General features: G+C 71.5%; 17 protein-coding genes. 7 read left to right on the top strand and 10 right to left on the bottom strand.

The features are described 5' to 3' along the window. The first annotated feature begins 175 nt into the window (after positions 1-175). Positions 176-6,022: an excinuclease ABC subunit UvrA gene (gene uvrA, locus AVTE2539_RS22370; RefSeq protein WP_284413995.1), complete on the top strand. Its 5,847-nt coding sequence runs from the start codon at positions 176-178 to the stop codon at positions 6,020-6,022. A gap of 20 nt (positions 6,023-6,042) precedes the next feature. Here uvrA and AVTE2539_RS22365 read toward each other — a convergent pair whose 3' ends face one another. Beyond that, complete coding sequence (locus AVTE2539_RS22365; RefSeq protein ID WP_284413993.1) at positions 6,043-7,221, bottom strand: MFS transporter; 1,179 nt, start codon at positions 7,219-7,221, stop codon at positions 6,043-6,045. Between the two features lie 171 nt (positions 7,222-7,392). Here AVTE2539_RS22365 and AVTE2539_RS22360 point away from each other — a divergent pair, with 171 nt between their 5' ends. The 4 genes from AVTE2539_RS22360 to AVTE2539_RS22345 all read left to right on the top strand — a co-directional run bounded on the left by AVTE2539_RS22360 (position 7,393) and on the right by AVTE2539_RS22345 (position 11,836). Continuing rightward, entirely contained in the window at positions 7,393-8,373 is a 981-nt protein-coding gene (locus AVTE2539_RS22360; protein WP_284413991.1) for a LysR family transcriptional regulator, read from the top strand. 111 nt (positions 8,374-8,484) lie between these two features. Then, positions 8,485-9,861 (top strand): aspartate aminotransferase family protein, encoded by a 1,377-nt coding sequence (locus AVTE2539_RS22355; RefSeq protein ID WP_284413989.1) that lies wholly within the window; start codon positions 8,485-8,487, stop codon positions 9,859-9,861. Then, positions 9,861-10,928: a GNAT family N-acetyltransferase gene (locus tag AVTE2539_RS22350; RefSeq protein WP_284413987.1), complete on the top strand. Its 1,068-nt coding sequence runs from the start codon at positions 9,861-9,863 to the stop codon at positions 10,926-10,928. Before AVTE2539_RS22355 ends, AVTE2539_RS22350 begins: the two co-directional genes overlap by 1 nt. Continuing rightward, complete coding sequence (locus AVTE2539_RS22345) at positions 10,925-11,836, top strand: arginase family protein (protein WP_284413985.1); 912 nt, start codon at positions 10,925-10,927, stop codon at positions 11,834-11,836. Before AVTE2539_RS22350 ends, AVTE2539_RS22345 begins: the two co-directional genes overlap by 4 nt. Here AVTE2539_RS22345 and AVTE2539_RS22340 read toward each other — a convergent pair. The 9 genes from AVTE2539_RS22340 to AVTE2539_RS22300 form a co-directional block, all read right to left on the bottom strand. Further along, complete coding sequence (locus tag AVTE2539_RS22340; RefSeq protein ID WP_284413983.1) at positions 11,793-13,076, bottom strand: DegT/DnrJ/EryC1/StrS family aminotransferase; 1,284 nt, start codon at positions 13,074-13,076, stop codon at positions 11,793-11,795. The two genes, AVTE2539_RS22345 and AVTE2539_RS22340, sit on opposite strands and share 44 nt — an antisense overlap. Next, positions 13,066-13,476, bottom strand: a complete 411-nt coding sequence (locus AVTE2539_RS22335) for a DMT family transporter (RefSeq protein WP_284413981.1) — start codon at positions 13,474-13,476, stop codon at positions 13,066-13,068. The genes AVTE2539_RS22340 and AVTE2539_RS22335 overlap by 11 nt, the downstream gene beginning before the upstream one ends. Next, positions 13,473-13,799: an EamA family transporter gene (locus AVTE2539_RS22330; protein ID WP_284414084.1), complete on the bottom strand. Its 327-nt coding sequence runs from the start codon at positions 13,797-13,799 to the stop codon at positions 13,473-13,475. Before AVTE2539_RS22330 ends, AVTE2539_RS22335 begins: the two co-directional genes overlap by 4 nt. A gap of 59 nt (positions 13,800-13,858) precedes the next feature. Further along, the gene (locus tag AVTE2539_RS22325; RefSeq protein WP_284414082.1) at positions 13,859-14,752 is read right to left on the bottom strand and encodes an alpha/beta hydrolase; all 894 of its coding nucleotides are present in this window, start codon (positions 14,750-14,752) and stop codon (positions 13,859-13,861) included. 11 nt (positions 14,753-14,763) lie between these two features. Continuing rightward, entirely contained in the window at positions 14,764-15,417 is a 654-nt protein-coding gene (locus AVTE2539_RS22320; RefSeq protein WP_284414081.1) for an MtnX-like HAD-IB family phosphatase, read from the bottom strand. A gap of 70 nt (positions 15,418-15,487) precedes the next feature. After that, complete coding sequence (locus AVTE2539_RS22315) at positions 15,488-16,411, bottom strand: HlyD family secretion protein (RefSeq protein ID WP_284397843.1); 924 nt, start codon at positions 16,409-16,411, stop codon at positions 15,488-15,490. Next, the gene (locus AVTE2539_RS22310) at positions 16,408-17,157 is read right to left on the bottom strand and encodes an ABC transporter ATP-binding protein (RefSeq protein WP_272565281.1); all 750 of its coding nucleotides are present in this window, start codon (positions 17,155-17,157) and stop codon (positions 16,408-16,410) included. The genes AVTE2539_RS22315 and AVTE2539_RS22310 overlap by 4 nt, the downstream gene beginning before the upstream one ends. Continuing rightward, the gene (locus AVTE2539_RS22305) at positions 17,154-18,290 is read right to left on the bottom strand and encodes an ABC transporter permease (RefSeq protein ID WP_284413979.1); all 1,137 of its coding nucleotides are present in this window, start codon (positions 18,288-18,290) and stop codon (positions 17,154-17,156) included. Before AVTE2539_RS22305 ends, AVTE2539_RS22310 begins: the two co-directional genes overlap by 4 nt. After that, positions 18,287-19,735, bottom strand: a complete 1,449-nt coding sequence (locus AVTE2539_RS22300) for an efflux transporter outer membrane subunit (protein WP_284413977.1) — start codon at positions 19,733-19,735, stop codon at positions 18,287-18,289. The genes AVTE2539_RS22305 and AVTE2539_RS22300 overlap by 4 nt, the downstream gene beginning before the upstream one ends. Before the next feature lie 212 nt (positions 19,736-19,947). Between AVTE2539_RS22300 and AVTE2539_RS22295 the strand changes: the two genes are divergently transcribed. Together AVTE2539_RS22295 and AVTE2539_RS22290 are read left to right on the top strand one after the other, a co-directional pair. Then, positions 19,948-20,679, top strand: coding sequence for a response regulator (locus AVTE2539_RS22295; RefSeq protein WP_284413975.1), 732 nt, complete (start codon positions 19,948-19,950; stop codon positions 20,677-20,679). A gap of 15 nt (positions 20,680-20,694) precedes the next feature. Beyond that, on the top strand, positions 20,695-21,864 hold the full coding sequence (locus AVTE2539_RS22290; RefSeq protein WP_284397857.1) for a sensor histidine kinase: 1,170 nt from the start codon (positions 20,695-20,697) through the stop codon (positions 21,862-21,864). Positions 21,865-21,923: the final 59 nt, after the last annotated feature.

The following is a 21,923-nucleotide window of genomic DNA, read 5'->3' as shown; positions in this document are numbered from 1 at the left end:
CACCTTGCCGAAGTTGACGATTCGTGACAATAGGTAACACCCTGGGTCGAAGGCCTTTTCCATGCCGCGGGCGGTTGCCAACGGCGGCCTCGCCCCGATATGGGAAAACGCCCTACCTTCCGCGCGCGGAAGCCGTCCCTAGAATGCTCCGCCTCCCCTACCCGAAAGACCCCCGATGACCCAGGGATTGATCCGCATCCACGGTGCACGCCAGCACAACCTCAAAAACCTCGATCTGGACATCCGCACGGGTGAGTTGACGGTGGTGACGGGCCCCAGCGGTTCGGGCAAATCCAGCCTGGTGTTCGACACCCTCTACGCCGAGGGCCAGCGCCGCTACGTGGAAACCTTCAGCGCCTACGCGCGCCAGTTCCTCGACCGCATGGACAAGCCGGCCGTGGACAAGGTGGAGGGCGTGCCGCCCGCCATCGCCATCGACCAGACCAACCCGGTGCGCTCCAGCCGCTCCACGGTCGGCACGATGACCGAGTTGAACGACCACCTGAAGCTGCTCTTCGCCCGCGCCGGCCAGCTGTTCGACCGGCAGACCGCGCAGCCGGTGCGCCACGATTCGCCCGAGACCATCTACGCCGAGCTGCAGCGCCGCTGCGCCGAGGCCGGCGACCCGCGCGTGGTGCTGACCTTCCCTGTCGAGTTGCCCGCCAACACCTCGCCCGAGCAGGTCGAGCAGTGGCTGTCCGCCAGCGGATTCACCAAGGTGCAGGCCGAGCGCGAGGTCGCGACGCCCACCGGGCCCCGCAAGCTGCTCGATGTGGTGGCCGACCGGTTCCGCCTGGGCAACGCCGAGAAGGCGCGGGTGGTGGAGGCCATCGAGGTGGCGATCAAGCGCGGCACCGGGCGGTTGAACGTGTACCGGCTGGTGGACGACGGCGAGCCGGAGCTGTGGCGGTTCTCCACCGGGCTGCACTGCCCCGACAGCGACCTGCGCTACAGCGAGCCGATCCCGTCGATGTTCTCGTTCAACTCCGCCGTGGGGGCATGCGACACCTGCCGCGGCTTCGGCCGCGTGATCGGCGTGGATTACGGGCTCGTGATCCCCAACGAGAAGCTCACGCTGCGCGCGGGCGCGATCAAGACCATCCAGACGCCGGCGTGGAAGGAAGCGCAGGACGACCTCATGCGGCACGCCGAGACCGCCGGCATTCCGCGCGACACGCCCTGGTACAAGCTCACCGAGGACCAGAAGCAGTGGGTCATCGGCGGCGCGCCCGGCTACAAGGACGGGCAGTGGAACAAGCAGTGGTACGGCATCAAGCGCTTCTTCGAGTACCTGGAGAGCAAGGCCTACAAGATGCACATCCGCGTGCTGCTGTCCAAGTACCGCAGCTACACGCCGTGCCCCACCTGCGGCGGCGCGCGTTTGAAGACCGAGAGCCTGCTGTGGCGCGTGGGCAGCAAGGAGGACGCCGACATCGCGATCGACCCGGCCCGCCGCTTCATGCCCCAGGGCGTGCAGTGGAGCCGCGCGCAGCTCGAAGCGCTGCCCGGCCTGTGCCTGCACGACCTGATGCTGCTGCCCATCGACCGGCTGCGGCGCTTCTTCGACCGCATGGAGCTGCCCGAGGGCGATGCCGCCGCGGGTGGCGACGCGCAGGCGCTCAAGCTGCTGCACGAAGAGATCACCACGCGCCTCAAATACCTGTGCGACGTGGGCATCGGCTACCTCACGCTGGACCGGCAAAGCCGCACGCTCAGCGGCGGCGAGGTGCAGCGCATCAACCTGACCACGGCGCTGGGCACCTCGCTGGTGAACACGCTGTTCGTGCTGGACGAACCCAGCATCGGCCTGCACCCGCGCGACATGCACCGCATCACCGAGGCCATGCTGCGCCTGCGCGATGCGGGCAACACGCTGGTGGTGGTGGAGCACGACCCGGCCGTCATGCTGGCGGCCGACCGCGTGATCGACATGGGCCCCGGCCCCGGCGAGCGCGGCGGCTCCATCGTGTTCGACGGCACCACGGGCGAGCTGCGCCGCGCCGACACGCTCACCGGCCAGTACCTGGCCGGCACCAAGCAGATCGGCATGGGCTACCAGCGCCGCGTGACGGAGGCCACGCCGCGCCTGATCCTGGAGGGTGCGCGCGAGCACAACCTGCAGAACGTGTCGGTGGAGTTTCCGCTGCAGCGCCTGGTCACCGTGACCGGCGTGAGCGGCTCGGGCAAGTCGAGCCTGATCCAGGACGTGCTGGCCCCCGCGCTGCTGCGCCACTTCGGCAAGGCGACGGAGACGCCCGGCGCGCACGACCGCCTGCTGGGCGCGGACCACCTGGGCGAGGTCGTGTTCGTGGACCAGTCGCCCATCGGCAAGACCGCGCGCTCCAACCCGGTGAGCTACGTGGGCGCGTGGGACGCGATCCGCGAGCTGTTCGCCGTGGCGCCGCTGTCGCGCCAGCGCAGCTACACCGCGGCCAAGTTCAGCTTCAATTCGGGCGACGGGCGCTGCCCGACCTGCGGCGGCTCGGGGTTCGAGCACGTGGAGATGCAGTTCCTGTCGGACGTGTACCTGCGCTGCCCCGACTGCGACGGCAAGCGCTACCGGCCGGAGATCCTGGAGGTGACCATCGAGCGCGGTGGCCGCTCCTTCAACGTGGCCGACGTGCTCGACCTCACGGTGAGCGAGGCGGCCGCCCTGTTCGCCGCCGACCGCGACGTGATCCGCGCGCTGCAGCCCATCGTGGACGTGGGGCTGGAATACGTGAAGCTGGGCCAGCCCGTGCCCACGCTGTCGGGCGGCGAGGCCCAGCGCCTGAAGCTGGCGGGTTTCCTCGCGGAAGCGGCGCGCGTGGAAAGCAAATCGCGCCAGCCGCTGGCGCGCAAGGGCACGCTGTTCCTGTTCGACGAGCCCACCACGGGCTTGCATTTCGACGACATCGCCAAGCTCATGCGGGCGCTGCGCAAGCTGCTGGACGCCGGGCATTCGCTGGTGGTCATCGAGCACAACCTGGACGTGATCCGTGCCAGCGACTGGCTCATCGACCTCGGCCCCGAGGGCGGCGACGGCGGCGGCCTGCTGGTGGCCGAGGGCACGCCCGAGGACGTGCGCCAGCACCCCACCTCGCACACGGGCGCCGCGCTGCGCGAGTACGAGCAGGCCCTGGGCGCGGGCGGGCACTCGGTGCACGAGAAGGCGGCGGTGCTACGAAAAGAGAAGCAACGTGCCCTAGCGGAACATGCGCCGGCGGCCAAAAACGCCATCGAAATCGTCAACGCCAAGGAGCACAACCTCAAGAACCTGAGCGTGGACATTCCGCGCGGCCAGTTCAACGTGATCACCGGTGTGTCGGGCTCGGGCAAGTCGACGCTGGCGTTCGACATTTTGTTCAACGAAGGGCAGCGCCGCTACCTCGAATCGCTCAACGCCTATGCGCGCTCCATCGTGCAGCCAGCGGGCCGGCCCGAGGTGGATGCGGTGTACGGCATTCCGCCCACGGTGGCGATCGAGCAGCGCCTGTCGCGCGGCGGGCGCAAGAGCACGGTCGGCACGACCACCGAGGTGTGGCATTTCCTGCGCCTGCTGTACGTCAAGCTGGGCGTGCAGCACTGCATCCACGACGGCGCCGCCGTGCAGCCGCAGACGCCCGACAGCATCGCCGCGCAGCTGCTGCGCCACTTCAAGGGCCAGCACATCGGCCTGCTGGCGCCGCTGGTGATGAACCGCAAGGGCGTCTACACCGAGCTGGCCGACTGGGCGCGCCCGCGCGGCTACACCCACCTGCGCGTGGACGGGCACTTCCTGCCCACCACGGGCTTTCCGCGCATCGATCGCTTCAAGGAGCACACCATCGAGCTGCCCGTGGCCAGCCTGGACGTGTCGCCCGAGAACGAGGGGCTGCTGCGCTCGTCGCTGGCGCGCGCGCTGGAACTGGGCAAGGGCGTGGTCCACGTGCTGAGCCAGCTCGATGGCCTGAAGGACGCCATGGTGGCCGGCACCGCCACCGCGCACATCGGGGCGCTGCAGGCGTTCTCCACCAAGCGCGCCTGCCCCGTGTGCGCGACCAGCTATGCCGAGCTGGACCCGCGCCTGTTCTCGTACAACAGCAAGCACGGCTGGTGCCCGGACTGCGTGGGCACGGGTGTCAAGCTCACCCGCGAGCAGCGCAAGGTGTTCGACGACTCGGTGCAGGACGACAAGGAAAAGGGCCGCGAGCAGACCTTCGCCGAGCCCGAAGCCGAGGACGTGGCCGACGTGGCCTGCCCCACCTGCCAGGGCACGCGGCTGAACGCCACGGCCCGCGCCGTGCGCTTCGGCGAGAACGCCGCCGCCGGCCGTGCCGGCGTGGGCATCGCCGACATCGCCGCGCTGTCGGTCACCGACATCCGCCAGTGGATCGAGGCGCTGCAGCAGGGCGCGGCCTTGAGCCAGCGCGAGGCCGACATCGCGCGCGACCTGATCCCCGAGATCCAGAGCCGGCTCGAATTCCTGGAAGAGGTGGGCCTGGGCTACCTCACGCTGGACCGGGGCGCGCCCACGCTGTCGGGCGGCGAGGCGCAGCGCATCCGCTTGGCGGCGCAACTGGGCAGCAACCTGCAGGGCGTGTGCTACGTGCTGGACGAGCCCACCATCGGCCTGCACGCGCGCGACAACCAGATCCTGCTGAACGCGCTGCACAAGCTGGGCGACAAGGGCAACACGCTGGTGGTGGTGGAGCACGACGAGGACACCATCCGCCGCGCCGACCACATCATCGACATCGGCCCGAGCGCCGGCAAGCGCGGCGGGCGCTTGGTGGCGCAGGGCAGCGTGGCCGACGTGCAGGCCGCCGAGGATTCGCAGACCGGCCGCTACCTGCTGCATGCCATGCGGCACCCGCTCAAAGCCCGTCGCCCGGTGGTGCCGCCCGTGCACATCGCCCGCTCGGATGCTACTATTTTAATAGCTAACAAGGCAGAAAGTACTAGGGCATCCGGCCAAAAAGAGGCCGAAACCGCCCAGCCGGAGCACTGGCTGACCGTGCGCGGCGCGCACCTGCACAACCTGCAGCGCGTGACGGCCAGCGTGCCGCTGAACCGCCTGGTGGCCGTGACCGGCGTGAGCGGCTCGGGCAAATCGACCCTGGCGCGCGACGTGCTGCTGGCCAACGTGCAGGCCTGGGTGCAGCAGCGCTCCACCAAGGCCGGGCGCGATGCGATGGACGCCGGCAAGGCGCCGCCCCTCGTGGGCTGCAGCGGCCTGTCGGGCTTCGAGACGGTGGACCGCGTGCTGGAGGTGGACCAGACCCCCATCGGCAAGACGCCCCGCAGCTGCCCCGCCACGTACATCGGCTTCTGGGACACCATCCGCAAGCTGTTCGCCGAAACGCTGGAGGCCAAGGCGCGCGGCTATGCGGCCGGGCGGTTCAGCTTCAACACCGGCGAAGGCCGCTGCCCCAGCTGCGAAGGCCAGGGCATCCGCACCATCGCCATGAGCTTCCTGCCCGACGTGAAGGTGCCCTGCGAGACCTGCCACGGCGCGCGCTTCAACCCCGAGACGCTGGCCGTCACCTGGCGCGGCAAGAGCATCGGCGACGTGCTGCAGATGGAGGTGGACGAGGCCGTGGAGTTCTTCGCCAGCATGCCCAGCATCGCGCACCCCCTGCAACTGCTCAAGGACGTGGGCCTGGGCTACCTCACGCTGGGCCAGCCCAGCCCCACGCTGTCGGGCGGCGAGGCGCAGCGCATCAAGCTGGTGACCGAACTGACCAAGGTGCGCGACGAGGTCGGCCGCCGCGGCCAGAAGGCGCCGCACACGCTCTACGTGCTGGACGAGCCCACGGTGGGCCTGCACATGGCCGACGTGCACAAGCTCATCCAGGTGCTGCACCGGCTGGTGGACGGCGGGCACAGCGTGGTCGTCATCGAGCACGACCTCGACGTGATCGCCGAGGCCGACTGGATTCTCGACCTGGGGCCGGAAGGCGGCCGGGAAGGGGGGCGCATCGTCGCGGCCGCCGCGCCGGAAGAGGTGGTGCGGCTGGGCACGCACACGGGCAAGGCCCTGGGGCCGGTGCTGGCGCGGTAGTGGTAGCGCCGGGAGCGCTCTCAGGCGCGGGCCGGGGCGTCCCTCGACGGGGCGCGTCCGTCGCGGCGGGTGCTCGCGCCCACCAGCGCCAGCCCCAGCGCGGCGAGGGCGGCGGCCACCCAGGTCACCGAGAGCAGGCCCAGGCCATGGGCGATTGCCAGCCCGCCCAGCCACGCGCCGATGGCGTTGCCCAGGTTGAAGGCCGAGATGTTGAGGCTGGAGGCCAGCGTGGCGCCTTCGGGCCCCGCCTGCTGCAGCACGCGCATCTGCATGGGCGCCACGGTGGCGAAGGCGGCGGTGCCCAGCACCACCACGTAGGCCATGGCGACGCCGGCATGGCCGAAGGCCCAGCGGCCGGCCACCAGCACCAGCATCAGGGCGCCGATGGACATCGCCAGCGCCCGCATCACGCCCCGGTCGGCCAGTTTGCCGCCCAGCAGGTTGCCGGCCGCTAGGCCCGCGCCGAACAGCAGCAGCGTGAGGGCCACCCACGCGCCGTCCATGTGCGTCACCTGGGTGAGCAGCGGCTCCACATAGGTGTAGAGCGCGAACACGCCGGCGAAGCCGAACACCGTGATGCCCAGGCCCAGCCACACCTGGGCGCGGGCGAGCACGGCCAGCTCCTGCCGCAGGGGCGTGGCGGCCGGCCGGCCCGTATCGCGCGGCACGAAGGCCGCCAGGATCGCCAGGGCCGCCACACCCACGACCGCCACGGCGGCGAAGGCCATGCGCCAGCCGAAGTGCTGGCCGATCCAGGCGCCCGCCGGCACGCCCAGCAGGGTGGCCAGGGTGAGGCCCGAGAACATGAGCGCAATGGCCGAGGCTTTCTTCTCCTGCGGCACCAGCCCGGTGGCGACCACCGCTCCGACGCCGAAGAAGGTGCCGTGCGTGAGCGCCGTCAGCACGCGTGCCGCCAGCAGCCAGCCATAGCCGGGGGCCACCACGGCCGCCGCGTTGCCGGCGATGAAGATCAGCATCAGGGCCAGCAGCAGGCGCTTGCGCGGCCACTGGCGCGTGAGCAGCGTCAGCACCGGCGCGCCCACGGCCACGCCGATGGCGTAGCCCGAGATCAGCGTGCCCGCGGTGGGAATGGAGATGTGCAGGTCTTGGCTCACCTGCGTGAGCAAGCCCATGATGATGAATTCCGTGGTGCCGATGCCGAAGGCACCGGCCGCCAGGGCGAGGAGGGAGAGAGGCATGGAAAAAAGCGTCCACAGGGACGAAGATGGGTCGATGCGTGGAATGTGACGGCCCCAAGGGCTTTTGTGTAGCGGGAATAATGGAAAGGCCTTTGTGCCTCATGGGCACAAATCGGCGGCCTCTCGGCTTTCTTTTTCCCACCTCCCGAACCCCATCGTCCGGTGCCTCCGATGCCTCGACCCCAGCCCCAGCCCCAGCCCCAGCCCGACAGCACCACGGCCGAAACCCATCGGTCCGGTGAACTGGAGGTGCTGGTGCTGGTGGCCGAGCGCGGCAGCCTGTCCGCCGCGGCGCGGCAACTGGGCGTGTCGCCCTCGGCCGTCAGCAAGGCGATGTCGCGGCTGGAAGCGCGGCTGGGCGTGCAATTGCTCCAGCGCAGCACGCGGCGCGTGCTGCTCACGCCGGAGGGCACGCAGCTGTACCAGGGGGCCAAGCGCCTGCTGGCCGACCTGAACGATCTGGAGGCCGACGTGGCGGCCCGCAGCGCGCCGCGGGGCACGGTGCGCATCGGCGCCAGCACGTCCACGGGCGCCGTGCTGCTGCTGCCGCTGGTGCCGCGCCTGCGGGCGCTGCACCCCGGTCTCAGCCTGGACCTGTACTTCACCGACCACGTGGTGGATCTGGCGGACGCGGGCATCGACATCGCGATCCGCTGGGGCGCGCTGCCCGCGTCGGACGTGGTGGCGCGCCTGCTGGGTCACACGCGCCAGATCGTCGTGGCCGCTCCGCAGTACCTGGCGCGCCACGGCGAGCCCCGCCATCCTGACGACCTGCACCGGCACGTGCGCCTGGGCTGGAACTACCCGCGCGCCATTCCGCACTGGCCCTTCATGGTGGACGGCCGGCGCGTGGCCGTGGACATCGGCCATGCGATCCGCGTCAACGACGGCGACGTGATGCGTCGACTGGCGCTGGAGGGCGCGGGGCTGGCCCGGCTGTCGCTCTACCACGCCTGGGACGATGTGGCGAACGGGCGCCTGGTGCCCGTGCTGGAGGCGTTCAATGCCGGCGACCTGGAGCCCATCCACGCCGTCTACATCGGCCGTCCCGACCGGCTGCCCCCGCGCACGCGCGCCGTGCTCGATTTCCTGCAGGCGAACGTGGACCTGCGGCACGCCGAGGCGGCGCTACCGCCGGGCGGCACGGCCTGAGCGTGGCGGCGTTTTCCTGCCGTCTGCACAAAGTGCGCACAAAAGCTCGATAGTCGATCAAGGTTGGCTGCGCAGACTTCGCCGAAATCTTTTTTCCGGAGTCTTTCTTTCATGACCATCGACGCTGCCCAGCTCCTCGCGGACGAAGCCAAGTACTGCTCCTTCGGCGACACCGTTCACTACGTCAACCCGCCCAAGATCTTCGACGGCTGCGACGGCAGCTACATGTACGACGCCGAGGGAACGCCTTACCTCGACCTGCAGATGTGGTACTCGGCCGTGAACTTCGGCTACAAGAACAAGCGGCTGGAAGAGGTCATGATCCGCCAGCTGCAGACCCTGCCGCAGGTGGCCAGCCAGTACCTGCACCCCACGAAGATCGAGCTGGCGAAGTTCATCGCCCAGGACGCCGAAGCCAAGTGGGGCAACGCGGGCCGCGTGCACTTCAACGTGGGCGGCGCACAGGCCATCGAGGATTCGCTCAAGGTGGTGCGCAACGCCAGCGGCGGCAAGAGCCTGATGTTCGCCTTCGAGGGCGGCTACCACGGCCGCACGCTGGGCGCCTCCAGCATCACCTCCAGCTACCGCTACCGCCGCCGCTTCGGCCACTTCGGCGACCGCGCGCAGTTCCTGCCGTTTCCCTATCCCTTCCGCCGCCCCAAGGGCATGACGGCCGAGGAATACTCCGAATCGCTGGTGCAGGAGTTCGCACGCAAGTTCGAGAACGAATACCACGCCGTGTGGGACCCCAAGACGCGCCAGTGCGAATACGCGGCCTTCTACGTCGAGCCCATCCAGGGCACGGGCGGCTACGTCGTGCCACCGGCCAATTTCTTCAAGGGCCTCAAGAAGGTGCTGGACGAGCACGGCGTGCTGCTGGTGGTGGACGAGATCCAGATGGGTTTCTGGCGCACCGGCAAGCTGTGGTCGGTCGAGAACTTCGGCGTGAAGCCGGACGTGCTGGTGTTCGCCAAGGCGCTGACCAACGGCCTGAACGCGCTGTCCGGCCTGTGGGCGCGCGAGGAACTGATCAACCCCACGATCTTCCCGCCGGGCTCGACGCACTCCACCTTCGCCTCCAACCCGCTGGGCACGGCGCTCGGCCTGGAGGTGATGAAGATGACGCACGAGATGGACTTCGGCGCCCAGGTGCGCGACAGCGGCGCCTACTTCCTGGAAGGCCTCAAGGACCTGCAAAAGCGCCACAAGGAGATCGGCGACGTGGACGGCCTGGGGCTGGCGCTGCGGGCCGAGATCTGCACCGAGGACGGCTTCACGCCCAACCGCGCGCTGCTGGATAAGATGGTGGACATCGGCCTGGAAGGCAATCTCGAATACAAGGGCCAGAAGCGCGGCCTGGTGCTGGACGTGGGCGGCTACTACAAGAACGTCATCACGCTGGCACCTTCGCTCATGATCACGCGCCCCGAGATCGACGAGGCCCTGGTGCTGCTGGAGCAGCTCCTGACGCGCGCCAAGCGCAGCTGATGCCCTGGCGCAACGCGCTCGAGCCGCAGGCGCTGGCCGGGCACTTCGCCGCGCACCCGCCGCAGGGCTTCACGGTGCTGCAGGGCCTGCCGGCGCCGGCCTTCGCGGCGCCGCTGGACCTGCTCACCACGGCGGACGATGCGCTCAAGGCCCGGGTGCGGGCGCTGCCGCTGTTCGCGCGCTGGTCCCGCTGGCTGCGGGTGGCCACGGGGTTCGTGGGCACCACGGTGACCGAATACGCACCGCTGCCCGCGGATGGCACCGCGCCCGAGGCCCTGGCGCATGCCGTGCGCGCGGGGCCGGGGCGGCGCTTCGCGCTGGCCATCATCAAGGACCTGCCGCAGCAGTCGCCCCTGCTGTCCGACGCTGACAATGCCTACGCGGCCGCCCTGGCGCACGCCTGCGAGCGCCAGGGTTTCGTGCTGGTCGAAGGGCAGGCGCTGGCCTATGTGCCCATCGACTTCGCGAACATCGCCGACTACCTGGGCCGCCTGTCCGCCAGCCGGCGCCAGAACCTGCGCCGCAAGCTGCGCAGCCGCGCTGGGCTGGCGGTGCGTCACATCGCCACGGGCGAGGCCTTTGCCGACGACGCCGTGGTGGATGCCTACTACGCGCTGTACGAGGCGGTGTACGCGCAGAGCGAGGTGCACTTCGACCGGCTCACGCGCGGTTTCTTCGCCGCCGTGCTGCGCGATGCGTCCAGCGGCGGCATCGCCTTCGAATACCGCCACGCCGCCACGGGCGAGCTGCTGGGCTGGAACCTGTGCTACGTGCATGGCGGCCGCCTGGTGGACAAGTACATCGGGCTGGCCTATCCGGCCGCGCGCGAGGCCAACCTGTACTTCGTGAGCTGGATGGAAAACCTCGAATACGCGCTGGCGCACGGCCTCACGCACTATGTCGCCGGCTGGACGGACCCCGAGGTCAAGCGCAGCCTGGGCGCGCGCTTCACCTTCACGCGCCACGCGGTGTACGTGCGCCAGCCCGTGCTGCGCGCCCTGGCGCGGCGGTTCGCCGGGCGCTTCGAGAGCGACCGGCAGTGGCGCGACCGCGCGGAGGCCGCATGAGGCCGGCGGACTGGCCACCGGTCGTGCTCGACCTCGACGGCGCCGTCGGGGCGCTGCCGGACGAGCGGCGCATCGATCTGGCGCAGGACTGGCACGAGGCGCTGCGGTTCGGCTGCGGCCTGGCCCGCATCCGGGCCTTCGGCGGCCTGCTCGACGCCCGTCTGCCGGCCTTCGACCGCCACGGCCCGGTCTTCATGGGCAGCGGTGATTTCCACCACCTGAGCTGGCCGCTGATCGCCCGCTGCATCGCCGCGCGCGGGCACACCGCCGCGCGGCCCCTGCGCGTGGTGGTGCTGGACAACCACCCGGACAACATGCGCTTTCCGTTCGGCGTGCACTGCGGCTCGTGGGTGCGCCGCGTGGCGATGCTGCCGCAGGTGTCGCACGTGCACGTGGTCGGCATCACCTCGGGCGACATCGGCCTGCGCCACGCCTGGGAGAACTACCTCGCGCCGTTGCGGGCCGGCCGGCTCACCTACTGGAGCGTGGGGGTGGATACACGCTGGGCGCGCTGGCTGGGTCTGCAGGCGCGGTTTCGCAGCCTGCCCGATGCCGACGCGCTCGCCGCCACGCTGTACCGCGTGCTCTCGGCCCACCGCCAGCCCACCTACCTCAGCATCGACAAGGACGCGTTCTTGCCCTCGGTCGTGCGCACCAACTGGGACCAGGGCGTCCTGAGCGCGCACCACGGCGCCGCCCTGATCTCCGCGCTGCGCGGGCAGCTTGTGGGCAGCGACGTGACGGGCGAGGTGTCCGTGCACCGCTATCGTACGGCGTGGAAGCGGTGGCTCAGTGCGGGCGACGGGCAGGACACTGCCCAGACCGACGCGGCGCTGCCGCAGTGGCAGGCGCAGCAGGCGGCGTTCAATCGGGTGCTGCTGGGTCAGCTGGCGATGGCGGCGGATTGAACGGCGCGCGGGGCTGAGTCCGCACCGCCTGCGCCAGCGTGGCGCAGACCCGCTCGAAGCCCGCGTCGTCCAGCCAGGGGCTGTTGCTGATGGACAGCACCTGCGTGGCGAATCGCCGGGCCTGGGGCAGCCCTGCCGCGCGGTCCTCCGCCGAAACGAGGTGGGCGTAGCGCCCGTAGTCGGGCAGCACGTGCACGAAAGGCACGCCCACGCCCAGGCCGGCACCCCACAGGGACTCCAGGGCGGCCTCGCGGGCCGCGGCGTGGGGCAGCAGCACCAGCAGGGTGGGCCAGGTGCCCTGCGCACCGCCGGCGGCCACGCTGTCCTCCAGCACCTGCAGCCCTGCGATGCCGCGCAGCCGTGCGACCCGCGCTGCGGCGCGCGCCTGCGCCGCGGCTAGCCAGTCGGGCAGCCGGGCGAGCGCCCGCACGCCCACCGCCTGCCGCCAGCGGCCCACGCGGTGCAGCGGAATGCGCGGCGAGAAATCGTCCCCCGCGGCGCCCACGCGGTCGCCCCGGGCGAGCGCCCGCCGCAGTGGTGCGCCGTAGGCCATCGGCAGGGTGGCCGGGCGGTAGAGCGCGGCGTAGCCCAGCAGTTCGGCGCTGCGGCGCAGTTCCCAGAAGATGCGGCGCGGCACGGTGCTGCGGCTGGCGTGCAGGCATGCGGTGCGCAGCTGCGGGTCGGCTGCGATGAGCGCGCCACCCTCGAAAAGGGTCAGTCCCTTGCCCACCGCCAGGCTGAAAAAAGCGAGGTCGCTGCCGGCCCCCACGCTCGCGCCGGCCGCGCGCGCACCCAGGGCCTGCGCCGCGTCCTCGATGACCCAGGCGCCCGCGGCCCGCGCCAGGCTGCGCACGTTGGCCGTGTCCACTACGCGGCCGGCCAGGTGCGTGGGCAGCACCGCCAGCGTGCGGTGGCCGCACAGCGGGTCGAGCTCCGCCAGGTCCAGGTCGAGCGTGCCGGGGCCGAGGTCGCACAGCCGCAGCTTCAGGCCGCAGTGCGCCACCGCCATGGCCACCAGCGGGCAGGTATAGGCCGGCACCACGACTTCGTCGCGGTCGGGCGCCAGCGTGCGCAGTGCCGTGAGGGCGACCACCAGCGCGGCGGTGCCGGAGCACTCCACCTGCACGGCGGGCACGCCCAGGAAGCGCGCGAGCGCGCCGCCCAGGTCGGCATCGCCGCCGGGTAGCAGGTCGGCCATCCGCAGCGGCAGGCCCGCGGTGGGCGGGGCTTCACGCGCCATCGTGCGCCGGGACGTGCTCGGTCTTGGGCTCGGCATCGGCCTCGCTGCGAGCCAGGCAGGCGATGCCGCCCAGGATGAGTACCGCGCCCGCCACCTGCGGCCAGCCGATGGGTTCGTTGAACCACACGGCAGAGATCGCCAGCACCGAGACGACTTCCAGGTGCGAAGCGGCGAACGCCGGGCCGATCGGGGCGTGCTCCAGCAGCGTCATCCAGGTGAAGAACGCGCCCAGGTAGCCGATGAAGGCCCCGTAGATCCACGGGTGCCCGAAGACCCGCACCAGCCAGTCGGCGGACAGTTCCAGCGGCAGCGCGTGCTCGCCCGCGAGCTTGAAGCTGATCTGCGCCAGCGTGTCGAACGCCACCAGCGCGAGGAACCCGAGGGCATAGAAGCGCTTCATCCGTGCAGCCCCACGACGGCCACGCCGGCCGACACCAGGAGGATGCCGGCCACACGCATGCGCGACAGCTTCTCGCGGAACAGGAACCGGCCGGCCACCATGACGGCCACGATGTTGATGGAGCCCAGCAGCACGCCGTCCGACAGCGGCACGAGCGACAGGAACGCCAACCACACCAGGAACTCGGCGATGTAGCAGCCCACGCCGATCCACAGCCACGGCCGGCGCGCCATGAACGCCCAGCGGGCCAGGCCGCTGCCGGCGCGCGGGTCGGCCGTGGCCGCCGCCTTGAACGCCAGCTGCCCGCCCGTGTCCACCAGCATGTTCAGCGCCCAGAGCGCTGCCACCAGCGGCGTGATGCCGCTCTCGGCCCCGGCCGGGTTCACGGCGTGCCCCCGCGGGCGACGTGCTCCGCGAACGCGACGGTGCGCGCCACGACGGCGCGGCGCTCCCGGTCGATGGTGATCATGTGGTAGCTGTCGTCCAGCAGCACCAGCTCCACCGGCGCGTACCGCACGCCCTGCACGATGGCCTGGGCGTTGGCGGCCGAGGCGATGTCGTCGTGGCGAGCATGCAGCACGAGGCAGGGTGAGCGCACGGCGTCCAGGCGCCGGCGAACGTGGGCCGCCAGCGCGCGCATCTCGATCACCGACCACCACGGGTTGCCCGGCAGGCCGGCCGCCGCGCTGTCGCCCGATTGCATCTGCGCCACCACGCGCTCGCGTAGCGCCGCGTCCTTGATGCCGTAGGGCGGCTGCTCCATGAAGACGCGGTGCCGCCCGATGCCGAGCATGCGAAACAGCGGCAGCAAAAAGGACAGCCGCGTGTACGCGGGCATGCTCCAGCCGTCGTAGCGGAAGGTGGGCGACAGCGCCACCACGCCGGCCACCTGGGCCGGGCGATCGGCGGCCAGCGCCAGCGCCAGCACGGCGCCCATCGAGAGGCCGCACGCCACGAGCCGGCCGCCGGTCACCATCGCCAGCCGGTCTGCGCCGCGCTGCACGCTGGCGTGCCAGTCCTGCCAGCGTGTGGCGACCAGGTCGTCCTGCGTGCCGCAGTGGCCGGCCAGCTGCACGGCCAGCACGGTGAAACCGGCGCGGTGCAGGCCCTTGGCCAGCAGGCGCATTTCGTTGGGCGTGCCGGTCAGCCCGTGGATCAGCAGCACGCCGGTGCCGGCGTTCGGGCCGTGCCCGCGCAGCAGGTACTCGTGCTGCGTGCCGGCATCGCCGGGGCGGGCCGCCGCGTCGCCCAGGGGGAGGACGGTTTCGCGGGACATCACGGCGGCGTTCATGCCGCCAGTTCCAGTGCCACGGGCTGCGGCAGCAGGGCCAGCGCCTGCGAGAAATCGGTGAACGCCGCATGGGCGATGCCGTGGTCCACGCAGTGCTGGATGAGCTTGTACTTGGCCAGCACGAAGTCGGCTCGGCCGGACACGCAGAAGTCCGAGGTGCTGTCGCCCACGTACAGCACGCGGCCATGCCGCTCGCGCTGCTCGGCCAGGCGTTCGCATTTGCAGTTGCCGCTGGCGCGCGCGCAGGCGGCGCTGGCCCAGGGCGACTGCAGCTGCCAGCTGCGCGGGCCGGTCTGCACCAGCCGGTTGGCGATCACCGGCAGGTCGCCCAGGCCGTGGCGTTCCAGCACGGCATGGATGGCGTAGTCGATGCCGTCGCTCACCACCTGCACCGGCATGCCCCGCTCGCGGGCTGCGCGCACGAAGGCGCCGAAGTGCGGGTCCACCGCGATGGTGGCCAGGTGCGCGTCCAGCTCGGCGCGGTCCATGTCGAGCAGGGCCACCTGGCCCTTCATGCATTCGCGCGAGCCGATCTCACCGCGCTCCCAGGCGGCCTCGAGCGCCTCCCAGCCGTCGCGGCCGAAGCGCTGCAGCAGCGAGTCGGTCACGTCTTCGGTGCTGATGGTGCCGTCGAAGTCGCATTGCACCATCCAGCCCGAGCCGGTCGCGGGCTGGGAGACATGGCGTGCATCGACCAGGGCGATGCGGTGGGTTCTGGCGTCATTCATGGAAGCTCACTCTCACGTTCTGTCCGACCCGCGCGGTGGGCGCCTGATCGAACTCCAACACACATTCGACGATGCGCACGGGGCCGCGCTGGACGTCGTCCTGCAGCCGCCCGGTGCCGAGCACGGGGCTGATGCGCACCACATGCGCCGGCGGCATCGCCGCAGCGGCGGTGTCGCCATCGGTGGTGACGGTGGCGCGCTGGCCCACGTGCACCTGGGCCGCGTAGCTTTCGTTCAGTTCGGCCCGTACCACGAGCGGGCGGCGCGGCAGCAGCGTGATGGCCGCTGCGCTGCCCGACGCCGGCGCGCGCTGGCCGGCCTGCGTGCCCACGCGGACCACGGTGCCGTCTTCCGGCGCGTGCAGCTCCAGCCGTGCGCGCTGCGCCTGCACCTGGGCCAGGCGGCTGCGCGCCACTTCGGCCTCGGCCTGAGAGACGGCGAGGTCGGCTTCGGCATCGCGCACGGCCTGCAAGGCTTCGTCGGCACGCTGGGGTTCGGCGGCGCCGGCGGTCACTGCCTCGGACAGCCGCGCCGCCGTGCGGCGCAGGGCTGGCAGGCGCTGGGCGCGTGCCTGGTGGCGGGCCTGGGCCAGGTGCAGCTCGGACTGGGCGACCGCGGCTTCGCTGCCCGCGGCATCGCCCGCCAGGCGCAGCAGCAACTGGCCGCGCTGCACGGTCTGCCCTTCCTGCACGGCGACGGCCTGCACCAGCCCTTCCTGGGCGGGCGACAGTTCGAGCAGGCCGCCCGGCACTTCGATCTTGCCGCGCGCCACGGCCACCTGGGCCGGGGGCGGGGGCTCAGCCGCGACGGCCGAGGGCAGGGGCTTTTCGTTGCAGGCGACCAGCAGCACGGCCGTGGCGAGGAGCGCCGGGATCAGGCCGAGCAGCGACGGGGGCGTAAGGGGCAGGCGGGTCATGGGGTGTTCGTGGTCAGTGGCGCGTCGGGCTGGCGCCAGTCGCTGCGGATGGCGCCGTCCTCCATGCCCAGCACCCGGTCGGCATGGCGCACCAGCCGGGGGTCGTGGCTCACGCACAGCACCGTGGTGCCGTGCGCATGGGCGATGCGGTGAAGGATGTCGATGACGCGCTGGCCGCTGTCGGCATCCAGCGCGCTGGTGGGCTCGTCGGCGAACAGCAGTTGCGGTTCCTTGGCGATGGCCCGCGCGATGGCCACGCGCTGCTTTTCTCCGCCGGACAGCTGCGCGGGCCGCATGCTGGCGCGGTGCGACAGGTCCACCTCGTCCAGGGCGCGGCGGGCGCGCTTTTCGCTCTCGCGGTCGCTCAGGCCCAGGTAGCCCAGCGGCAGCTGCACCTGTTCCAGCGCCGTCAGGGCGGGAAACAGGTTGAAGCCCTGGAACACGAACCCCGTGTGGTGCAGCCGAAAGCGCTCGAGCGCGCGCACGCTGAGCGCGCCCAGGTTCTCGCCCAGGGCGATGGAATGGCCTGCGTCCGCCCGCTGCAGGCCGGACAGCAGCGACAGCAGCGTGCTCTTGCCGCAACCGGAGGGGCCGGAGATGAGCGTGAGCTCGGCCGGGTAGATGGACAGCGTGAGGCCTTCGATGACCTGCACGCGCACGACGCCCGACACGAAGGACTTGTGCACCTGCACCGCCTGCAGGCTGGGCGTGAGGCGGGGGGCTTCGGGAGCGGTACCGTGGTTCATCGCAGGAGCAGGGCCGGGTCGGCCCGCAGCAGGCCACGGATGGCGAAGAAACCCGAAAACAGGGCTACGATCCCGACCAGCACCGCGCAGGCGGCCGCCACCCGTGGCGTCATGGCGACCGGCACACCATAGGCGGCCGCCACCCCCAGCAGCGCCGCGCTGGTGGCGCCGGCGACCAGCAGGCCCAGCCCGCCGATCCAGCAGGCCTGCTCGATCACGAGCCGGCCCAAAGCGCCGCGGCTGGCGCCCAGGGCGTTGAGCACGGCGTATTCGCGCGCCGTGCCGGCCACCACGCCCATGAGCGACTGGCTGGTGACCACGGTGCCGACGAGGCACACGACGATCACCATGAACAGCACGGCCACGCCGGCGCCGGTGTCGAACATCCAGTACAGCTGCGACCGGCGAGAGAACTGCCGGGCCGTCCACACCTCGAACGGGCCGAAACCCGGGTCGCCCTGCGACAGCCGGGCCTGGGCGGCCGCGGCGTCCGCAGGGCTGCGGGTGCGTGCGACCACGTAGGTGCTGCCGGAGCCGGCTTCGGCACCGGCGATTTCGCGTGCGGTGTCCAGCGAGGCCAGCACGTTCACGCCACCCAGGCCGCGCAGGCCGTCCACGGCCGCGGCCACGCGCACCGGATGGCTGTTGATCCACGCGGTCTGGCCGACCCGCACGCCCAGCGTGTCCAGATCGGCCCGGTCCACGATCACCGCGCCCGGCTCGCGCAGCGCATCGCGTTGCCATGGAGCGATGAGGCGGGCAAACAGCATGCCGTCGGGCGCGCTACGGATACCCGAGACATAGACCGAGATGCCGCCCGCGCCTGCCTGGGCTCTGCGCCAGTCGCCATCGACCCATAGGTAGGGCTCGACGGCGGTCACGGCGGGGTCCATGCGCATCCGGCTTTCCACGTCGCGGCCGATGGCGCGGCCGAAGTTCACGCTCTGCGTGCCCGGGTAGCCGGCCCAGAGATCGGCTGTCGAGGCCCGCACATAGACGGCGGCGCTGCCGAAGATGCCCAGCACCAGCGCGGCCTGCACCATCAGCAGCAGGCCGGAGAACCCCACGGCGAACACCGCCGGCACGAAGCGGCGCCATTCGTGTACCAGGGTCTTGCGGGCCAGTGGAATCATGGCGCGGTCCCGGCGATGCGCGTGGCCTCGGGCGCAGCCGCCCCGGCCGTGGGCTCGGCCGGCGGCAGTGGTGCACCGCCCAGGGCTTTGTAGAGCGCCACGAAGGCGAGGGCGCGGGCGTCCTGCGCCGTGTCCCATTCCGCGGCGGCCTGCAGCTCGGCGCGCCGCTGCGGCAGACCGTCGTATTCGCTGGCCAGCCCGAGGCGGATCTGCGCCTGCCCGGCCGCCGTGCGCTGGCGCAGCAGGCCCAGGGCCTGGGCAAGCGCGTCCGCGCGGGCCTGCTGTGCCCCCAGGGCCGCGAGGGCGCCCTCCACCTCGGCCACGCCGTTGTTCACGGCCTTGCGGTAGCCGAGGAGCGCGGCGTTCACCGCTTCCTGCCGTGCCTGCACCTGCATCTGCCGGCGGCCCCAGTCGAACAGCGGAATGTCGATGACGGGCCCGAGCGCGGGGGCGTTTTCGCTGCGCGTGCGGAAATGCTGGGTGATGTTGTACGAATAGAGCAGCGAACCCATGAGCGAGATGCGCGGGTACAGCTCGGAGCGCGCCAGCCCCAGCGCCGCGGCCGCCTTGTTCACCTCCGCCTCGGCGGCGTGCACGTCGGGGCGGGTGCGCAGCAGATCGGCGGGCAGTTCGGCCAGGGCGAACGGCGCCAGCGCCGAAGGGGCGCTGCCGGGCACCTCGGCGCTCCAGGCCGGATCGGGGGTGGTGCGGCCGAGCAGCACCGCCAGGGCCTGCGCGGCACGGGCACCGGCTTCGGTCAGGGGCGCCTGCGCGGCGCGGGCCTGTGCCGCCCGCACGCGGGCCTGCACGATCTCGTCCGCCGGCCCCAGGCGGGTGCGCAGCCGCACCTCGGCCAAGGCGGCGCTGCGTTCGTCCAGGGCGGCCATCTGCGCCAGCCGCTGGGCCTGGCGGCGCGCGGCGCGCAGGTCGAGGTAGTTGCGCACCACATCGGCCACGACCGCCACGCGAACGCCCTGGGCATCGGCCCCGGCCGCATCCAGCTCGGCTTCGCCGGCCTGGCGCGTGCTTTCGCCGGCGCCGAAAAGGCCCAGTTCCCACACCATGTCCAGGCTGGCGTGAAAGTAGGTGTCGGTGGCCGAAATGTCCTGCAGCGAACGGGCGCTGGCGCCTAGCGACGGCCGGAACTGCAGGGCCGCCCGGCCCGATTGCAGTCGGGCCTCCCGCAGCCGGCTGGCCGCCTGCGCCAGGTCGAGGTTGCTGGCCAGCGCTTCCTGCACGAGGGCGTCCAGCGCAGGGTCGTTGAAGGCTTTCCACCAGGACCGCAGGTCGGCTGCCGGCGCACCGGCGGGCGCCGGCTGGCTCCAGGCCGCTGGCACCGGGGCCACGCCCTGCACCGAGGGGGCGTCGGCCCCCCCGAGCGCGGCGCACCCGGCCACCAGGACGGACAGCGCGGCGCACGGCAGGAGGCGAAGGGATCGGTTCACGCGGACAGGACCTGGAGGGGGAAGGGCATTCGGGAAGGTTTTCAGCGGGCATTGGGCCCGCCAAAATTCGCGCAGCCGTGAATACCGTGTGGAGAAAGCGTGGAGACGCGCCGGGGCCCGGTGCGGAGGGCGGCCCATGGATAATCGGCCGGCGGTGTGCCGCCCTCGGACCCTCCCCGGGCCCCGTGGCCGCCGCCCTAGCCCCTGGTGCCATGAACAGTCCTGCCCCTCTGCCTGGTCCGCTTGTCCTCGTGGTCGAGGACGAACCCGGGATCGCCAGCATCCTCACGGCCTACCTGCAGCGCGACGGGCTGCGGGCGCAGCAGGCCGGCAACGGTCTGGACGCCCTGCGGCTGTTTCGCCAGCTGCGGCCCGACATGGTGCTGCTGGACATCCACCTGCCCGGCATGGACGGGCTGGACGTGCTGCGCTCCATCCGCGAAGAGGGTCAGACCCCGGTCATCATGGTCACCGCGCTGGCGGACGATATCGACAAGCTGCTCGGCCTGCGCCTGGGGGCCGACGACTACGTGGTCAAGCCCTTCAGCCCGCCCGAAGTGGTGGCCCGTGTGCGCGCCGTGCTGCGCCGCACGCGGTCGCAGGAAGCGCCTGCCACCACGCCGATCCGCGTGGGCCGGATCGAGATCGACCAGCAGGCCCATGCCGCCCTGGCCTATGGCGAGGACGGGCGCGCCGTGCCGCTGCCGCTCACGTTGACCGAGTTCCGGCTGCTGGCCTGCCTGGCGGCGCAGCCCAAGCGCTGCTTCTCGCGCGGCCACCTGATCGAGCATTGCCTGCCCGAGAGCGACGCGCTCGACCGGGTGATCGACTCCCACCTGTCCAAGCTGCGGCGCAAGCTGCAGCAGGCCGGGCAGGGCGAGCTGATCGAGACGGTGCGCGGCATCGGCTACCGCCTGTGGCCCGGCGAGTCCGCCGAGGCCTGACCCGAGCCCCGCGCCATGCAAGGCTCCATCCTCGATCGCATCTGGGTCCGCTTCGGGCTATACATCGCCGGGACGCTGCTCGCCACCATGGGCCTGCTGGCGGCCAGCGTGGTCGTGTTCTCCGAAATGCAGTACCGCGATTTCTACCGCAGCCTGCCCGCCACCGTGCAGCACGAACTGGACGAGCTCAACGACCATGACCAAGAGGACAGCCCCCAGGCGATGGCGATCTACGGGCAGTACTGGCGCGGCGACCTGCTGTTCGGCGAGAAGTGGTCGCTGGTCGTCGGGCTGGTGGTGTGCCTGCCTTTCGGGTTGGCCGTGGGGTTCTGGGTGTCGCGCCTGGTCACGCAGCCCGTGGCCTCGATGGCCGAGGCCGCCACGCGCGTGGCGATGGGCGACTTCACCGTGCGGGCGCAGCCGGGCCGCTACAAGGGCGAGATGGCCGAGATGGTGGGCCACTTCAACCAGATGACCGATGCGCTGGAGGACATGGCGCGCGAGCGCCGCGCCACCGCCGCCTCCATCTCGCACGAGTTGCGCACGCCGCTGACCGTGCTGCGCGCGCGCCTGCACGCGATCTGCGACGGCGTCATCGAGGCCGACGCCGCCGAGTCGCGCGCGCTTCTGGAGCAGGTCGAGTACCTTGGGCGCCTGGTCGGCGATCTGCACACCCTGTCGATGGCCGAGGCCGGCCAGCTATCGCTCAAGATGGCGCCGCAGGACCTGGCGGAACTGGTGCGCGAAGCGCTGGCAGGCCACGCCAGCCGCATCGCCGAACACGGCGTGGCGCTCGATTTGCAGGTGCCGCAGGCCCCGAGCACGGCGCTGGTGAATGCCGACCCCGACCGCCTGCGGCAGGTGCTGTTCAACCTGGTCGAAAACGCGCTGCGCCACGCGGGCGACGGCGGCTGGCTGGGCGTGGCGGTCGAGGTGACGGCTGCCGGCGTGGCGCTGCGCGTGAGCGATGCCGGGGCCGGGCTGCCTACCGAGATGCTGTCGCGGCCGTTTCGACGCTTTCCGCACGCACCCGGACACGGGGGCGAAGGCTCTGGCCTGGGGCTGTCGATCGTCCATGCCCTGGTGGTCCGCCAGGGTGGCACCGTCGAGGTGGAAAACCGCCCGGAGGGGGGCTCTTGTTTCACCGTGCGGTTTCCGGCGGTGGCGCCCCAGGCGTTGGCCTGAAGGGTTGCCTCCCCGCCTGCGCTGCGCCCGGCGGGCCCGGGCGGTGCGGGAATCTGTCC

Origin of the sequence: Acidovorax sp. SUPP2539 (assembly GCF_030158975.1) — a bacterium.
Lineage (GTDB): Bacteria > Pseudomonadota > Gammaproteobacteria > Burkholderiales > Burkholderiaceae_C > Paracidovorax.
The sequence above is the reverse complement of the archived record's forward strand: the minus strand, read 5'-3'. Positions and strand labels throughout refer to the sequence as shown.

Bases quoted from the DNA above. Each gene is read 5' to 3' on its own strand.
- uvrA (WP_284413995.1), top strand. From the start codon at position 176: ATGACCCAGGGATTGATCCGCATCCACGGTGCACGCCAGCACAACCTC.
- AVTE2539_RS22365 (WP_284413993.1), bottom strand. From the start codon at position 7,221: ATGCCTCTCTCCCTCCTCGCCCTGGCGGCCGGTGCCTTCGGCATCGGC.
- AVTE2539_RS22360 (WP_284413991.1), top strand. From the start codon at position 7,393: ATGCCTCGACCCCAGCCCCAGCCCCAGCCCCAGCCCGACAGCACCACG.
- AVTE2539_RS22355 (WP_284413989.1), top strand. From the start codon at position 8,485: ATGACCATCGACGCTGCCCAGCTCCTCGCGGACGAAGCCAAGTACTGC.
- AVTE2539_RS22350 (WP_284413987.1), top strand. From the start codon at position 9,861: ATGCCCTGGCGCAACGCGCTCGAGCCGCAGGCGCTGGCCGGGCACTTC.
- AVTE2539_RS22345 (WP_284413985.1), top strand. From the start codon at position 10,925: ATGAGGCCGGCGGACTGGCCACCGGTCGTGCTCGACCTCGACGGCGCC.
- AVTE2539_RS22340 (WP_284413983.1), bottom strand. From the start codon at position 13,076: ATGGCGCGTGAAGCCCCGCCCACCGCGGGCCTGCCGCTGCGGATGGCC.
- AVTE2539_RS22335 (WP_284413981.1), bottom strand. From the start codon at position 13,476: ATGAAGCGCTTCTATGCCCTCGGGTTCCTCGCGCTGGTGGCGTTCGAC.
- AVTE2539_RS22330 (WP_284414084.1), bottom strand. From the start codon at position 13,799: ATGCTGGTGGACACGGGCGGGCAGCTGGCGTTCAAGGCGGCGGCCACG.
- AVTE2539_RS22325 (WP_284414082.1), bottom strand. From the start codon at position 14,752: ATGTCCCGCGAAACCGTCCTCCCCCTGGGCGACGCGGCGGCCCGCCCC.
- AVTE2539_RS22320 (WP_284414081.1), bottom strand. From the start codon at position 15,417: ATGGTGCAATGCGACTTCGACGGCACCATCAGCACCGAAGACGTGACC.
- AVTE2539_RS22315 (WP_284397843.1), bottom strand. From the start codon at position 16,411: ATGACCCGCCTGCCCCTTACGCCCCCGTCGCTGCTCGGCCTGATCCCG.
- AVTE2539_RS22310 (WP_272565281.1), bottom strand. From the start codon at position 17,157: ATGAACCACGGTACCGCTCCCGAAGCCCCCCGCCTCACGCCCAGCCTG.
- AVTE2539_RS22305 (WP_284413979.1), bottom strand. From the start codon at position 18,290: ATGATTCCACTGGCCCGCAAGACCCTGGTACACGAATGGCGCCGCTTC.
- AVTE2539_RS22295 (WP_284413975.1), top strand. From the start codon at position 19,948: ATGAACAGTCCTGCCCCTCTGCCTGGTCCGCTTGTCCTCGTGGTCGAG.
- AVTE2539_RS22290 (WP_284397857.1), top strand. From the start codon at position 20,695: ATGCAAGGCTCCATCCTCGATCGCATCTGGGTCCGCTTCGGGCTATAC.